Here is a 13,719-nt window from a genome sequence, read left to right on the forward strand (position 1 = left end):
GCATTCGGGGGGCCGGGGCTCTCGGGTCATGACAGCAGAAGTCAGTGGCGGTGGCCGTGCTTCTTGCCACTCTTCTTGTCGTGGTTCTTGTGGTCGCCGTTCTTGCACTCGTTGCCGACGGCCGGGTTGAGCAGGCCGACGATGTTCACGGTGTTGCCGCACACGTTGACCGGAACGTGGACCGGCACCTGAACCACGTTGCCGGACAGGACGCCGGGCGAGCCGATGGCCGCGCCCTTGGCGCCGGCGTCCGCCGCGGCGAGACCGGCCCCACTGAGCACCACGGCGCTCGTGCCGAGAGCAACAGCGCCAACCTTCGCGATGCGAGACATCACGTTCTCCCTTACTGACTAGGTAAGTGCGGCAGCAGTACGCGCTGCCGCACTGCCCGTTCAACGCCGTGGCCCCCGACCGGTCACGAGAAATCTTCTCCGGATCACCCATCTTGAACAGAGGCTCCGCCAAATGGGTGCTGATGGGCGGCCGTCTGCGTATTCCCCCGCCCGTGACCTGTCTACTGGCCGCGACCGTCGTCCCCGCGTGTGCGGCGGGGGCGGGTCCCGCTCGTCGTGAGCGGCGGCTGCCCGAACGGGAGTTGGTTCGGCGTGGCGGCCGTGGCGGCCGTGGCGGCCCCTGAATGGACCACCAGGTGGAACCGCCGCAGCGCTGCGACCTGCACTTTCACAAGAAGCTCACGCCACGAGGCGTTTCGTGTGGCAAAAGTCGCAAACGCCGCTTATCTTAGCGACTGTCAGTGACCGGACTATTACGGTCTGTGTCGATTCGAGAAATCGGAGAAGTAATGCGCAAGTACCAGAAGGCCGCGGTCGTCGTGGCCATGCTCGGCAGCGTCAGCTTCCTCGGCGCCGGCGTGGGTCACGCTGCGGGCGGGGACGGGAAGTTCAAGCTCGACAACGAGCAGGCCCAGTCCTGCGAGCAGAACGACAGCACCCAGGGTCTGGTCAACGTCGACGACGTCAACGTCAACGTCGCCGCCATCCTGGGTCTCGCCAACCAGGACAACAGCGAGCGCGAGTCGCAGAACTGCTCGCAGTCCTTCTCGCTGCGTGGCGGCCACTGATCAGGTTGATCCAGGCAGGCCCCGGGGCTCGATTCGAGCCCCGGGGCCTGCCGCCTGACTAAAGGGAAAAGGTAGATGTTCAATTCGAAGAAGATCGCGGCGGCAGCGGGAATCCTGGGGGGCTTCGCCCTGATCGGCCTCGGTGCCGTCCAGGCCTCCGCGCAGGGTGGTCCCGGCACGTGTGTCCAGGACAGCAAGGGCAACGTCCGCTGTGTGCAGATGAGTGAGTATCAGGTCATCACGGACAAGGCCGGCAGCGTCACCGTCGTCAACGACTCGACGCAGACCTGCCCGTCCTCTCACGGTCAGGTCAGCTGCGTCGACAGTGTCACGGTCCCCGTCAAGAGGGGCTGACGATCCCGTCGGTCGGCGCTGTCGTACAACAGGTTTTATCCAGAAAATTACGTGATTGGGCGTTTCGCCCGAGCAAGAGGTGCACACGCCGCCTAAGGTTGGAAACTGTCGGTGACCAGCCCATCACGGTCTGTGTCAACTCGAGAAAACGGAGAAGTAATGCGCAAGTACCAGAAGGCCGCGGTCGTTGTGGCCATGCTCGGCAGCGTCAGCTTCCTCGGCGCTGGCGTGGGTCACGCTGCGGACGGCGACGAGCAGTTCAAGCTCGACAACAAGCAGGCCCAGTCGTGCGAGCAGAACGACTCGCGTGAGGGACTCATCAACATCGACGACGTGAACATCAACCTCGCCATCCTGGGTCTCGCCAACCAGGACAACAGCGAGCGCGAGTCTGTGACCTGCTCGCAGACCTTCTCCCTGGGCAAGTAATCACCGACCAGGTGATACAGGCAGGCCCCGGGGCTCGAACCAGGTGTCCGAGCCGCGGGGCCTGCCTCTTGGCTTCTCAGCCGGTATATGCGTCCGGAACGACTCCTCGTCAAGCGGCGGGCAGTCGACCGCAAAGGAAAAGGTAAATGCTCAATTCGAAGATGATCGCGGCGGCAGCGGGAATTCTGGGGAGCTTCGCTCTGATCGGTGTCGGCGCCGCCCAGGCCTCCGCACTCGGTGACCCCGGCAAGTGCGTCGACGACGGCAACGGTCAGGTTCGCTGCGTGGAACTGAGCCAGTACACGTACACCACCGACAAGGGCGGCAAGGTCACCGTCACCAACAACTCGTCGCAGCAGTGCCCGACGTCGCACAGCCAGGTCTCCTGCGTCAGCAGCGCCGTCGTCCCCGGCAAGAGGGCCTGACTCCCGCCGAGCCCGAGGCGCCTCGTCCACGGCGGCGCCCCTCGCGTGAGTCCACCCGCGCAGCGGAGGATGGCCGGGACCCGAATACCGGGTCCCGGCCATTGTTGTGTCTCCAGCCGTCGTGTCAGGGCAGCCGTCGTAGGGGCGCGCCCGCGAGAAACGCGCGGATGTCCTCCACCGCTTGGCCGTAGTACGTCGTGTAGTTGGCGTCGGAGACGTAGCCCAGGTGCGGGGTGGCGAGGAGACGGGGGGCGGTGCGCATCGGGTGGCCGGCGGGCAGGGGCTCGATGTCGAAGACGTCGATGCCGGCGCCGGCGATCCGGCCCTCGTGCAGGGCGGCGAGGAGGGCCTCCTGGTCGACGATGGCCGCGCGCGAGGTGTTGATCAGATACGCGGTCGGCTTGAGGAGCGCGAGTTCGGCGGGCCCGAGCAGTCCGCGGGTGCGGTCGCTCAGCGCGAGGTGGACCGAGACGAAGTCGCTGCTCGCGAGGAGGTCCTCCCGGGAGGCAGCGAGTTCGACGCCGATCTCGTCGGCACGCTCCTTGGTGAGGTTCTGACTCCACGCGCTGACGTGCATGCCGAAGGCCAGGCCGACCCGGGCCACGCGGCTGCCGATCTTCCCAAGGCCGAGGAGCCCGAGGCGGCGGCCGTGCAGGTCGGCGCCGACGGTGGACTGCCAGGGGCCGCCGGAGCGCAGGGCGTTGCTCTCCTCGACGAGGCCGCGGGCGAGGCCGAGCAGCAGGGCCCAGGTCAGCTCCACGGGCGGGGTGGAGGAACTGGCCGTGCCGCACACGGTGACGCCGTGCTCCTCGGCGGCCGCGTAGTCGATGACCGAGTTGCGCATGCCGGAGGCGACGATCAGTTTCAGCCGGGGCAGGCGGGCGATCAGCGACCCGGGGAACGACACGCGCTCGCGCAGGGTCACCACGATGTCGAACTCGGCCAGCGCCGCGGCCAGGGCGTCCTCACCGTCCACATGCGTGTCGAAGGAAACGACCTCCACCTCGCCCGCGATCGGCGACCAGTCGACGACCTCGGTCGCCACCCTCTGAAAGTCGTCCAGCACAGCACAGCGCAGCCTCACATCGCGCCCCTTCCTCGGACCAGGTCCGGTTCCAGGACCATGATCGCGCCTGGGGACGGGCAGCGGGAAGCCCCCTCCCGGAACCGCCACGGCTTCCAGGACGGGACGGGGACATGGTCTGGCTGCGGAGTACTCCGGAGGGCTGCGGAGTGCTGGGGAGTGCTAGGGAGCGGGGGGCGTGCTGTTCTGTTCGCCGAGGCGGATGGCGAGGGCGGTCAGGAGACCGCCCTCGCCAGGCCCCCTGGCGTGGCCGCGGCGCTCCGCATGGCCAGGCGGCCGGCGACCGTGACCGTGGCGACGGCGGCCACGGCCGCGCCGAAGGCCAGCGCGGCCAACGGCCCACCGGCCAGGGCCGGGACCGTGGAACCGGTGATTGCGATGCTCAGCGGTACCAGCACAGACGCACAGACCACTGTGGCCAGCAACAGCGCGACCACGCCGGTGAGCACGGCCTCCCAGGCCAGCATGCGCAGGACCTGCGCGGACTGTGCGCCGGCCAGTCGCAGCAGGGCGAACTCCCGTCGGCGGCCCGCCGTCGCCATGCTCAGGGTGTTGACGACGGCGATGGCCGTGAACACATCTGGCACCGCCACGAGCCGCTGCCACCCAGAGCTTGACCCAGAACCTCCAGCTGTAGATCGTGATCTGGCTCGTTTGAGGCCGGTGCGCGGTGCTGCTCTACGCTGCCCGGCATGATCGCCAAGCTGCAGTGTGTGGTGTTGGACTGTGCCGATGTCGTTGAGCTGTCCCGGTTCTACCAGTCGCTTCTCGGTGGCGTGGTGAACCAGCCGGATCCGCGGTGGTCGCTCGGCGACGGCTGGGCGACGCTCCACACCGGCGGTGGGTTCGTGCTGGCTTTCCAGCGGGTGGAAGACCATCAGCCACCGCGTTGGCAGGATCCCGTTCGGCCCCAGCAGTTCCACGTCGACCTGGAGGTCAAGGACCTGGACCAAGCTCAGGAAGACGTTCTCAATCTGGGCGCCACACTGCTCGATGAGGGTGACGAAAAGCGGAGTTGGCGCATCTTCGCGGACCCGGCAGGACACCCGTTCTGTCTCGTCCGGCACTGACGGGCGACACTGCAGGGTTGCGGCCACCATTGATCATCGTGAGTCGTGTGGACTGACGAAGAGACGATGGCCGCAAGTCACAGCACAGATCCCGCCCGTTGGCGGGAGGCGTTCAAGGTGGCCACGGGCCGGATAGCGGGACGCTTTGCGGGGTCGAACCCCGGCTGCGGACCGGGCGGTTGGTGTGGGCTGCCGTCGGACCTGCCGCGTAAGAACTCCCTGCTGCCGCGTCACGCAGTACGGCCTCGTCGGTGCTTTCACCGTGACTTCCCGCCGTTCCCCGTCCGATCTGGTGCGCTTGTGGTGCGTGCGTCGTCGTCGAGTGCTCGGCGGGCTATCGCTTCTGTGCTCTGTACGAGCGTCCTCAGTCGGGGCGTAGCCCAGCGGTGCGACTGTTCGACTGGCTGTTTCTGCGAGGCACCATCGACGGCTGTCAGGCTCCCGTGCTGGACCCATAACTGCGGGACGAACTGAACATCCGGAGCTGTTGATGTCACCCGTGGATGTCGGCGACCTTCTGATCCGTAGCTCAAGCCAGGCCGGTCGACTGCGGTCATTCGGGGCAGAGTTGAGGGGCAGTCGCCCATGTGCGAGCGGTGAGGGTCACTGGGGTTGCTGTACTTCGTTGCTGTACCGCAAAGCACGCCCCGGGGGCGGCCTGGCTGCTCCTCTACTTCAACTTAATGGCTGCTGGTTCAACTTCAGGGCTGCTGACTCCGGAGCTCGATTTGCGAAGTGCGCATACATGGGCAACGGTATTAGTACGACAGTGTTTCGAGTGAACTGTCGCGAGACACTGTCGCCTCAGCCCCGCAGCCTGGGAGGCAAAGTCATGGCTGTTTTCGACATTGGTTCAGCCACGGTATCGGCGAACGGGTCCTTGGATTGGTTCATCCACGGGTTCACCAATAAGCAGGCGGTGGCATTTAGTATCGTGGTATTCCCCGGCACCGGACCGGGAGTCCCGTTTCCGAAAGCACACGCAACACTCAGGCAAGGCGAGTCGTTCCAACACGTGGACGGCACAAAGGCATACAAGGTCTACATACAGAACCATGCCCCCTTCAACACCTGCAACCTCCGCCTCCTGGCGCAAGTCGAGTCACTGCCGTGATGCTCAGCTGAAGGGATGAAGTGGAAATGGCGAAAGTAAAGGTTTCGGTCGTTCACGACACCGCAACTGGTCGCATCATTTCTGTATCGCGGCCATCAGAAGAGGCGAACGTGATAGTTCTAGGCGGGAATGGCGAATCTGTGCTCGAAACGGAAGTGGAAGAAGACGGTATTACCGAACTGGCCAGTGGCAAGCACGTAGTAGACGTGACAAACAAGTCGATCGTGGCCAGCTGACGCTGTCTCAGGCAGAGCGGCGCTCTTGAAAGCCGTCGTGGCAGCGATGTCACGGTGGGTTCAAATCCCACCGCCTCCGCTCAGCTAGCAGTGAGAACGGAGAACGGCCCCCTGATCAGGTGCATCGGTCAGGGGGCGTCACGCTGTGCGCTGTCCGGAAGTGACTGCTGTTCCCCGGTGTTTACCGCCCGATCGGGCACGGTTGGGCCACGCGTTGAGACCCCCTTCGCGGCGGGATAGGAGCTCAGCTTGACGAAATCGGCTCCGAGCTCCATCAGCTTCTCTGCTTGCATCGGGTGCTGATCAATGCCGCCGTCTCGACGATTGTTCGTCCAGACCTCGCTGTTCTCGGTGTTGATGACTCGGATGCCGTGGACCTACTTGTTCCGCTCCCTGAACGCGACGCGGCACTTGCCGGACATATCAGCCATCTCTCGCACGGCTTCCTCCGAGACTGCTCCAACGGCCATGATCCTCTTGATGGCGTCGAGCAGGCCGGAACCCTGTATGCCAGCAGTCATGAGCGTCGCGTACCGTCCCCCGACCAATCGTCGAACGGTCTGGTGCAGGAAAAACTCCAGCGTCGCGGCCTGGTGGGCCATGAAGCCAAGCGCGAGGTCAAGCTCCTTCTGCTCTGGATTCACTTCCTGACAAGGCTTTTTCAGAGGGTGTGCTGGTCAGCAGTTGAAGGGCGGAGGGACGGGTCGCCTGTAGGCCGTTCGGGGGTATCAAGGTGCGGTGCCGCATTTGCGCGGTGAGTATGGGCAACGGCGCCTGATCCGCGTCTGCCCACCGCGCGCTCGGCCTCGGCCGATCCGCCGGTCGAGGGCAGGTCGCAGGGTAGGCCACTCATCGCCTCTCAACGGCTCCCCACCCAGCCGCACCCTCCGCGAGCCGCCGTGGACGAAACGCCGCTCGCGTGCGCTGGAGTCCGTCCCACATCGAGGAGAACCATGCGTGTCCTCATCCAGATGAAGCCCGAACGCGACGTCGTCGAAGCCGTCGCCAACCCGCAGCTCACCGCGACCACTCAGGATGTCGCCGGGGCGATGCCCGGCGTCGAGCTGGACCAGTCGTTCACACCAGTGGCGCTGCCCAGGCCCGTGCCGTCCACGGCCGAGGGGGACCCGCTGTCCCTGACCCAGCCGCTCCGGTTCTCCATGCGGCCGGAAGACGCCACCGTCCTGGTCCGTGGCGAGATCCACGACTACGACGCCGCCAGCCGGCTCTCCATGCTGGCCCTCAGCCGCCCGCAGATCGTCGGCATCTCCGCCGACCCGGTCATCCAGACGTCGCCCACGTGTCCCGGGGACGGACCGGTCGGCAACTGGCAGGACGTGAAGAACCTCCTCGCCGAGCTCGGCGCGGACGACCTGGACGGCAGCGGTATCGCGCTGGCGATCACCGACACCGGCATCAACACCCAGCACCTGAGCAACGAACTGGACCGTCCTGTCACGGTCGACGCGGCACGGAGCTGGAATCCGCCCGGAGTGACCGGCAAGCCGGGCAAGTTCCCGGTCGACCACGGCACCATGTGCGCCTTCGACGCCCTCATCGCCGCACCGAAGGCGACGCTGATCGACATCCCGGTCCTGCTCTCGCAACAGCAGGGCCCGACGGTCATGAGCGGGCTGCTCTCGGACGCCGTGGCGGCCTACTCCCACCTGTGGAGCGTGCTGGAGACGATGCCCGACGACAAGCGGGCCCTGGTCGTCAGCAACAGCTGGGGTTCCTTCTCGCCCCGGTGGGACTTCCCGCCCAGCCACCCCGGGAACTACTCGGACAACCCCGGCCACCCCTTCAACCTGATGGTGACCGCGCTGGAGAGCGCGGGCGCCGACGTCCTGTTCGCGGCGGGCAACTGCGGCCTGGACTGCCCTGACGGCCGCTGCGAGTTCCCCGACCGGCCCATCGTCGGCGCCAACTCGCACCCGCGTGCGCTGTCCATCGGTGGTGTCGACACGCGGGGCAACCGGGTCGGCTACTCCTCGCAGGGCCCCGGCCGGCTCGATTCCAACAAGCCGGACATCTGCGCGTACACCCACTTCGAGGGCTCACACGCCTTCGGGGCGGGCGAACCGGACTCCGGGACCTCGGCCGCCTGTCCGGTGGCCGCGGGCGTGGTCGCCGCCGTACGCACGCAGTGGTCGACCAACGTCATCAAGCCGGCCGAGCTGCGCACCCTGCTGCAGCGGACGGCCGACGACCGCGGCGCCGCCGGCTTCGACCACGACTACGGCTTCGGCATCATCAACGTACCGGCGATCATGGATGCGCTTCGCCGCCGCAGCAAGAACGGGCACGGCACCCGCAGGTAGCCGCTTCACATCGGAGGAGAGACCGATGGCTCCCGACAAGCCAACCAGCCTCATCACGGTCACGCTCCCGTCGGGAGCCACGCTCGAGGACGCCCTGCGACAGCTCGGCATCGGCCGCGACGCGGTCGACACCGACTACGGACTCGTCGACCTGCACAACGGCACCTACGCCCTGCTCGTCACCGAGGCGGTCGCCGAGCGCGTCCACGGCACGCCCGGTGCCCAGGGGCCGTACGCGAACCCGAAGATCGAACCCTTCGGCCCGCCCCATCCCCGCCCCGACGAGGACTGAACCCCCACGACACAGGGGCCGACCCGCCACAACGGCGGGTTAGAGCTCGTTCCAGAGTCGGGGCTGGACGCGAGCGAGCGCGTCACGGCGATGCCGCTCATGTTCCAAGGCGAGTCCGGCGGCATCCTCGCCGGTTCCGTCATCCGCCGGACATGGCGCAACGCCCGTAAGGCGGTACTGCCCCCGCACGCCTTCGAGTCACCCACCGGACGACGCGTCTACGACAAGGGCCAGCTGCCCGACCTGAAGAGGCGGCTCGAAGCTGCCGGAGATCTCCCCGAGCGGCCGTACGCTGACTGACCTCACGGCCCGCAAAGATTTCGGCAGGTCTTCGACACGGCCACCCGCGAAAACCCGATGACAGCCGGGCAGCGCCGGAGCCCCCCTTGATTATCAAGGGGGGGTCCGGGGCTTCGTCGTGTCGGCTGGCGTGCACCCTGACCAGCAAAAAGCCCTCCCCAAAGGGAGGGCGGAGACTTGCGCCCCCGGCAGGACTCGAACCTGCGGCCAAGCGCTTAGAAGGCGCCTGCTCTATCCACTGAGCTACGGGGGCCGGGTGTGGTGGCCTCTGTCGTGGTGCCCTGGTGTGGGCGGATCCGTGACGTTGCCGGGGACAAGGATAGGGCTCCCGCGTCCTTGTCCCTGTTGCTTCGCCTCCGTGGCTCGATGTGGAGGTTCGGTGAAGCGGTCCTGATAATCGCAGGCAGGTACGAATCGTGCACCGCTTTTGGCGTCAGAGGCATCGGGTGTTGTGCACTCGTTATGCCTGGAGTGTGCCTGTGCCCCAGTCGTCCCTTCCATCCCTTGTGTCCTGTCGGCGCGCAGACATGCTCATATGCTTCAGAATTCCCCTAAAATTGGGCATTCTTCACATGTGGTGACCTTGGACGTAAGGCCTCAGCTGCTCGACGCACTCTCCGCCCTGCGCGACCGTGTCGCCGCCGCACGCTTCCCGCTGCCCCTGGCGGGGGCCCCACGCGCGCGTGCCAACCGCGACGAACTGCTCGCGCAGCTCGACGACTACTTGGTGCCCCGGTTGCGGGAGCCCGAAGCGCCGCTTCTGGCCGTCGTGGGGGGATCGACCGGAGCCGGGAAGTCGACGCTGGTCAACTCCCTCGTAGGGCGGCGGGTCAGCGAGGCGGGCGTGCTCCGGCCGACGACACGGACCCCCGTGCTGGTCTGCCATCCGGAGGACCATCACTGGTTCGGCGGGATGAGGGTGCTGCCCGATCTCACCCGTGTCTGGGCGCCCCAGCACGATCACACGGACGACCTGCTGCTCCCCGGCGAGGACCCCGCGCGCGTGCTGCGCGTCGAGAGCGCCGACACGCTGCCGCCCGGCCTCGCCCTGCTCGACGCGCCCGACATCGACTCCCTGGTCTCCGACAACCGCGTCCTGGCCGCCGAGCTCATCTGCGCGGCCGACATCTGGGTCATGGTCACCACCGCCGCCCGCTACGCCGACGCCGTGCCCTGGCACATGCTGCGCACCGCCAAGGAGTACGACGTCACCCTCGTCACCGTGCTCGACCGGGTGCCCCACCAGGTGGTCGCCGAGGTGTCGCGGCAGTACGGGGCCCTGCTCACGAAGGCCGGTCTCGGACACGTGCCGCGGTTCACCGTGCCCGAACTGCCCGAGTCGGCCTTCGGCGGCGGCCTCCTGCCGCTCACCGCCGTCGCCCAGCTGCGCACCTGGCTGATCCACCAGGCCCAGGAGCCCGCGGCCCGGCAGCAGGTTCTGGCCCGTACGGCGTACGGCGTCCTCGACTCGCTCAAGTCCCGGATGCCCGAGCTGGCCGGTGCCGCCGCCGCGCAGTATTCGGCCGCCCTGCGGCTCACCAGCGCCGTCGAGGGGGCGTACGACAGCGAGCACAAGCGCGTGCGGGGCCGGTTGCAGGCAGGGGCCGTCCTCGCCGGGGACGCTCTCAAGCGGTGGCGCGCCTTCCCCCTGGACTGCACCGCCGGTGAACTCCTCGACGCGCTCGTGGAGAGCCTCAGCGCGCTGCTGCTGTGCGCCGTCACCGCCGCCGACGAGCGCGTCGACGACGCCTGGCGGCGCGAACCGGCGGCGGCCGCCCCCGAGCTCGCGCCGCGCGATTCCGCGGCGGAGAGCGCCGAGCACCGGATCGGGCTGGCCGTACGGCGGTGGCGGCGGGAGCTCGAGGAGTACGCCGAGGACGAGGTGAGCGAGCTCGACCGGAACGCCGCGCCCGACCCCGAGCTGGTCGCCGCCCTGGTCGCCACCGGCCTGCTGGGCGGCCGCCGGGGCCGGATGGCGGGGGAGGGGCTCGCCGAGCGGATCGGCGCCCACGGCGCGCTGCGGCTGCGCGACCGGGCCGGACGGCTGCTCACCCAGCACGTCGACCGGGTCCTGTACGCCGAACGCGAGCGCCGGCTCGCCCCGCTCGACGCACTCGACGTCCACCCCGAGCACCAGGCCGAACTCATCGCCGCGCTGTCCGTACTGCAGAAGGAGAGGTGACCGGTGACCGCCGTCACTGACCAGGACCACACCGAGCACGCCGATCAGCCGGGCGACGGGGACAAGGCAGGATCCGCCGGCGGTTCCGCCGGAGGTTCCTCCGGACAGCCCCCTCAGGCGGCCCAGAACGGCTCCCACGCGCGCGTGCAGGATGCCCGTACGGACTCCACCGGCGCCTGGGACGACGGGCTCATCGCGCGCCGCGTCAACGAGACGACGGACGGAAGTCAGTTCGCCGCCATGGACAGCCGGTCCGCCGCCCCGCCCGCGGTGAGACCACTGGTGTACGACGGGGCGTTGCGCTCCCGCCTCGAGGCGCTGCGCGAACTGGTGGGGCTCTCCCGTACCCGGCTCGACAGCAGGACGCTGGCGGAGGCGGGCCGGGTGCTCGACGAGGCGTCCGCGCGGCGCAGGCTCTCCGGGCAGCACACCGTCGTCGCCATCGCGGGCGCCACCGGCAGCGGCAAGTCACAGCTGTTCAACGCGCTCGCCGGCGTGGCCATCTCGGAGACCGGAGTGCGCAGGCCCACCACCGCGGCGCCCATCGCGTGCAGTTGGAGCGACGGAGCGGCGAGCCTCATCGAACGGCTCGGCATCCCGCCCCGGCTGCGTCGCCGGCCGCTGCCGACCGGGGACGCGGAGTCCCGGCTGCACGGGCTGGTCCTGATCGACCTGCCCGACCACGACTCGGCGGCCGTACAGCACCGCGAGCACGTGGACCGCATCCTGGCGCTCGTCGACGCGGTCATCTGGGTCGTCGACCCGGAGAAGTACGCCGACGCCGTCCTCCACGAGCGCTACCTGCGGCCGATGGCGGCCCACGCGGAGGTCATGTTCGTGGTCCTCAACCAGGTCGACCGGCTGCCCGGGGAGGCCGCCGATCAGGTCCTCGACGATCTGCGGCGACTCCTGGACGAGGACGGCATCGCCCTCGGGGAGTACGGCGAACCGGGTACGACCGTGCTCCCGGTGTCCGCGCTCACCGGGGAGGGCATCGGAGACCTGCGCGAAGCGCTCGGCCAGTTCGTAGGGGAGCGCGGGGCGCCCGCCCGCCGCGTCTCGGCCGATGTGGACATCGCGGCGGCGCGGCTGTGGCCCGTCTACGCCACCCGTCGGCGGACGGGGCTCAGCGAACAGGCCCGGGAGGAGTTCGCGGACCGGCTCGCCGACGCGGTGGGCGCCACGGCGGCCGGGGAGGCGGCCGAAAGGGCGTGGCTGCGCAACGCCAACCGCGCGTGCGGTACGCCCTGGCTGCGGTTGTGGCGCTGGTACCAGGACCACGGCGAGCCCACCACGGGCCGGCTGCCCTCGCGCGCGCAGGCCGACGAGGAGGCCACCGCCAGGCAGCGGGTGGAGCAGGCGGTCCGTACCGTGGCCGACCGGGCCTCGGCCGGGCTGCCCGTGCCCTGGGCGCAGGCGGTGCGCGAGGCGGCCGTCCGCGGCTCCCAGGGGCTGCCCGAGGCGCTGGACGAGCTGACCGTGCGCGCGGGAGTGCCGACGGGGCGGCCGCCGCGGCCGGGGTGGTGGCCGGTGGCCGTGCTGTCCCAGGCCTCCATGACGATCCTTCAGTTCCTGGGCGGGCTGTGGCTGCTGGGGCAGATCTTCCAGATCATGTCGCCGAACCTGGGCGTGCCGGTGCTGCTGATGGTGATCGGCATCGTGGGCGGTCCGCTGGTCGAGTGGAGCTGCCGGATGGCGGCCCGTGGCCCGGCCCGCCGTTACGGCCTGGAGGCAGAACGCCGACTACGGAAGGCGGCGGCCGGGTGCGGAAGGGCCCGGGTGCTGGATCCGGTGGCAGCGGAGCTGCTGCGGTACCTGGAGGTGCGGGAGCAGTACGGGAGGGTGGTGGGGGCCGGGCGATGACCGCGGGGGCGTGATGACCGCGGGGGTGTGATGACCGAGGGGGCGTGGCGGCTGTGACGGGCCGCATGCGCGGGTACGGCGAGGGCGGCGTCCGGTCGGGCGTCGCCCTCGCCGCGTCCGTGTGTGGTTCGGCGTCACCCGTCGTGACGTCCCCTTCCGTGAGCTGGCGGGTGCGGGTGCGGGTGCGTCGCGTGGCTCGGCGTCACCCGTCGGGGTGACGGCGTTGTCCACAGGCGGACGGTGATCCACAGCGCTCAGCGGGCTCGGCCCGGTCGCGGCAGTCTGGCGGACACAGCCGTACGGGACGGGCCCGTACGGGGCCCGGCCCGGTGTCGGAGTCCGGGCGAGGGAGGGGTTCACGATGAACGAGACGATGGTCTGCGCGGTCGGCAGGGTGGCGACGCAGCCGGTGTACCGGGAGATGGCGTCCGGCCCGTCGGCGAGGTTCCGGCTGGCGGTGACCGCGCGCTACTTGGACCGCGAGAAGAACACGTGGACGGACGGGCACACCAACTTCTTCACGGTGTGGGCCAACCGCCAGCTCGCCACGAACACGGCGGCGTCGCTGACGGTGGGCGAGCCCGTGATCGTGCAGGGCAGGCTGAAGGTGCGGACCGATGTGCGCGAGGGGCAGAGCTGGACCTCGGCGGACCTCGACGCGATCGCGATCGGTCACGATCTCGCCTGGGGCACCTCGGCCTTCCGGCGCGGAGGCAAGCCGGAGACGGCGGCCGCGCCGGCATCACCGGAGCCCAACTGGGAGACACCGCCGAACGATTCGGCGGAGTCCTCGGATGCAGTCGCTCAACAGCAAACGGAGCCAGCTGTGCTGACGTGACGTCAGTCACCCCGACTCTGTCCGGACTGCGGCTTATCAACGAGTGTGCGCTGTACGGCCAGGGGTGGATTTGTCGATAAGCCCTGCCCGCAAGGGATCTTGGCGATAACGATTCCGAGTCGGATCACTC

The 13,719-nt window shown here is 68.7% G+C and carries 17 protein-coding genes and 1 tRNA gene; 13 read left to right on the forward strand and 5 right to left on the reverse strand.

The window, feature by feature from the left end; genetic code table 11:
- Positions 1–41 precede the first annotated feature (41 nt).
- On the reverse strand, positions 42–332 hold the full coding sequence (locus OG542_RS26210; RefSeq protein WP_328413888.1) for a chaplin: 291 nt from the start codon (positions 330–332) through the stop codon (positions 42–44).
- A 470-nt stretch (positions 333–802) separates the two neighbouring features.
- Here OG542_RS26210 and OG542_RS26215 point away from each other — a divergent pair, with 470 nt between their 5' ends.
- The 4 genes from OG542_RS26215 to OG542_RS26230 all read left to right on the forward strand — a co-directional run bounded on the left by OG542_RS26215 (position 803) and on the right by OG542_RS26230 (position 2,289).
- The gene (locus tag OG542_RS26215) at positions 803–1,081 is read left to right on the forward strand and encodes a hypothetical protein (protein WP_328413889.1); all 279 of its coding nucleotides are present in this window, start codon (positions 803–805) and stop codon (positions 1,079–1,081) included.
- A gap of 75 nt (positions 1,082–1,156) precedes the next feature.
- Complete coding sequence (locus OG542_RS26220) at positions 1,157–1,435, forward strand: hypothetical protein (protein ID WP_328413890.1); 279 nt, start codon at positions 1,157–1,159, stop codon at positions 1,433–1,435.
- Positions 1,436–1,594: 159 nt separating this feature from the next.
- Complete coding sequence (locus tag OG542_RS26225) at positions 1,595–1,864, forward strand: hypothetical protein (RefSeq protein WP_193478154.1); 270 nt, start codon at positions 1,595–1,597, stop codon at positions 1,862–1,864.
- A 146-nt stretch (positions 1,865–2,010) separates the two neighbouring features.
- The gene (locus OG542_RS26230) at positions 2,011–2,289 is read left to right on the forward strand and encodes a hypothetical protein (protein WP_328413892.1); all 279 of its coding nucleotides are present in this window, start codon (positions 2,011–2,013) and stop codon (positions 2,287–2,289) included.
- A gap of 124 nt (positions 2,290–2,413) precedes the next feature.
- On the opposite strand, the gene OG542_RS26235 is transcribed toward OG542_RS26230, so the two are convergent.
- Positions 2,414–3,373 carry a D-2-hydroxyacid dehydrogenase family protein gene (locus OG542_RS26235; RefSeq protein WP_328413893.1) on the reverse strand — a complete coding sequence of 320 codons (960 nt, stop codon included), beginning with the start codon at positions 3,371–3,373 and terminating at the stop codon, positions 2,414–2,416.
- 215 nt (positions 3,374–3,588) lie between these two features.
- Positions 3,589–3,960: an ABC transporter permease gene (locus OG542_RS26240; protein ID WP_328413894.1), complete on the reverse strand. Its 372-nt coding sequence runs from the start codon at positions 3,958–3,960 to the stop codon at positions 3,589–3,591.
- A gap of 105 nt (positions 3,961–4,065) precedes the next feature.
- Here OG542_RS26240 and OG542_RS26245 point away from each other — a divergent pair, with 105 nt between their 5' ends.
- From OG542_RS26245 to OG542_RS26255, 3 genes are all read left to right on the forward strand, one after another.
- Positions 4,066–4,443 (forward strand): VOC family protein, encoded by a 378-nt coding sequence (locus OG542_RS26245; RefSeq protein WP_328413895.1) that lies wholly within the window; start codon positions 4,066–4,068, stop codon positions 4,441–4,443.
- 832 nt (positions 4,444–5,275) lie between these two features.
- Complete coding sequence (locus OG542_RS26250) at positions 5,276–5,557, forward strand: hypothetical protein (RefSeq protein WP_328413896.1); 282 nt, start codon at positions 5,276–5,278, stop codon at positions 5,555–5,557.
- A 20-nt stretch (positions 5,558–5,577) separates the two neighbouring features.
- A complete protein-coding gene (locus OG542_RS26255; protein WP_328413897.1) occupies positions 5,578–5,793 on the forward strand; it encodes a hypothetical protein in 216 nt (71 codons plus the stop codon).
- Between the two features lie 377 nt (positions 5,794–6,170).
- Here the strand turns inward: OG542_RS26255 and OG542_RS26260 are convergent, their stop codons facing one another.
- Entirely contained in the window at positions 6,171–6,437 is a 267-nt protein-coding gene (locus OG542_RS26260; RefSeq protein ID WP_328413898.1) for a hypothetical protein, read from the reverse strand.
- 309 nt (positions 6,438–6,746) lie between these two features.
- On the opposite strand from OG542_RS26260, the gene OG542_RS26265 reads away from it, so the two are divergent.
- The 3 genes from OG542_RS26265 to OG542_RS26275 all read left to right on the forward strand — a co-directional run bounded on the left by OG542_RS26265 (position 6,747) and on the right by OG542_RS26275 (position 8,706).
- A complete protein-coding gene (locus OG542_RS26265) occupies positions 6,747–8,114 on the forward strand; it encodes a S8 family serine peptidase (protein WP_328413899.1) in 1,368 nt (455 codons plus the stop codon).
- Positions 8,115–8,139: 25 nt separating this feature from the next.
- Positions 8,140–8,406 (forward strand): hypothetical protein, encoded by a 267-nt coding sequence (locus tag OG542_RS26270; RefSeq protein ID WP_328413900.1) that lies wholly within the window; start codon positions 8,140–8,142, stop codon positions 8,404–8,406.
- 99 nt (positions 8,407–8,505) lie between these two features.
- Entirely contained in the window at positions 8,506–8,706 is a 201-nt protein-coding gene (locus tag OG542_RS26275; RefSeq protein WP_328413901.1) for a hypothetical protein, read from the forward strand.
- A gap of 180 nt (positions 8,707–8,886) precedes the next feature.
- Here OG542_RS26275 and OG542_RS26280 read toward each other — a convergent pair.
- A tRNA-Arg gene (locus OG542_RS26280) sits at positions 8,887–8,959 on the reverse strand.
- 321 nt (positions 8,960–9,280) lie between these two features.
- Between OG542_RS26280 and OG542_RS26285 the strand changes: the two genes are divergently transcribed.
- The 3 genes from OG542_RS26285 (at position 9,281) to OG542_RS26295 (ending at position 13,589) form a co-directional block, all read left to right on the forward strand.
- Entirely contained in the window at positions 9,281–10,888 is a 1,608-nt protein-coding gene (locus OG542_RS26285; RefSeq protein WP_328413902.1) for a dynamin family protein, read from the forward strand.
- A 3-nt stretch (positions 10,889–10,891) separates the two neighbouring features.
- Positions 10,892–12,751, forward strand: a complete 1,860-nt coding sequence (locus OG542_RS26290; protein ID WP_328413903.1) for a YfjP family GTPase — start codon at positions 10,892–10,894, stop codon at positions 12,749–12,751.
- 361 nt (positions 12,752–13,112) lie between these two features.
- Positions 13,113–13,589, forward strand: a complete 477-nt coding sequence (locus OG542_RS26295; protein WP_328413904.1) for a single-stranded DNA-binding protein — start codon at positions 13,113–13,115, stop codon at positions 13,587–13,589.
- The last annotated feature ends 130 nt before the right edge of the window (positions 13,590–13,719 follow it).

The organism is Streptomyces violaceus (assembly GCF_036014075.1).
In the GTDB taxonomy this organism is placed as follows: domain Bacteria; phylum Actinomycetota; class Actinomycetes; order Streptomycetales; family Streptomycetaceae; genus Streptomyces; species Streptomyces violaceus.

What these genes read in the sequence shown, in the direction of transcription:
- OG542_RS26220 (WP_328413890.1), top strand. Translation starts at nt 1,157, where the DNA reads ATGTTCAATTCGAAGAAGATCGCGGCGGCAGCGGGAATCCTGGGGGGC.
- OG542_RS26275 (WP_328413901.1), top strand. Translation starts at nt 8,506, where the DNA reads ATGTTCCAAGGCGAGTCCGGCGGCATCCTCGCCGGTTCCGTCATCCGC.
- OG542_RS26270 (WP_328413900.1), top strand. Translation starts at nt 8,140, where the DNA reads ATGGCTCCCGACAAGCCAACCAGCCTCATCACGGTCACGCTCCCGTCG.
- OG542_RS26225 (WP_193478154.1), top strand. Translation starts at nt 1,595, where the DNA reads ATGCGCAAGTACCAGAAGGCCGCGGTCGTTGTGGCCATGCTCGGCAGC.
- OG542_RS26250 (WP_328413896.1), top strand. Translation starts at nt 5,276, where the DNA reads ATGGCTGTTTTCGACATTGGTTCAGCCACGGTATCGGCGAACGGGTCC.
- OG542_RS26245 (WP_328413895.1), top strand. Translation starts at nt 4,066, where the DNA reads ATGATCGCCAAGCTGCAGTGTGTGGTGTTGGACTGTGCCGATGTCGTT.
- OG542_RS26230 (WP_328413892.1), top strand. Translation starts at nt 2,011, where the DNA reads ATGCTCAATTCGAAGATGATCGCGGCGGCAGCGGGAATTCTGGGGAGC.
- OG542_RS26265 (WP_328413899.1), top strand. Translation starts at nt 6,747, where the DNA reads ATGCGTGTCCTCATCCAGATGAAGCCCGAACGCGACGTCGTCGAAGCC.
- OG542_RS26295 (WP_328413904.1), top strand. Translation starts at nt 13,113, where the DNA reads ATGAACGAGACGATGGTCTGCGCGGTCGGCAGGGTGGCGACGCAGCCG.
- OG542_RS26210 (WP_328413888.1), bottom strand. Translation starts at nt 332, where the DNA reads ATGTCTCGCATCGCGAAGGTTGGCGCTGTTGCTCTCGGCACGAGCGCC.
- OG542_RS26215 (WP_328413889.1), top strand. Translation starts at nt 803, where the DNA reads ATGCGCAAGTACCAGAAGGCCGCGGTCGTCGTGGCCATGCTCGGCAGC.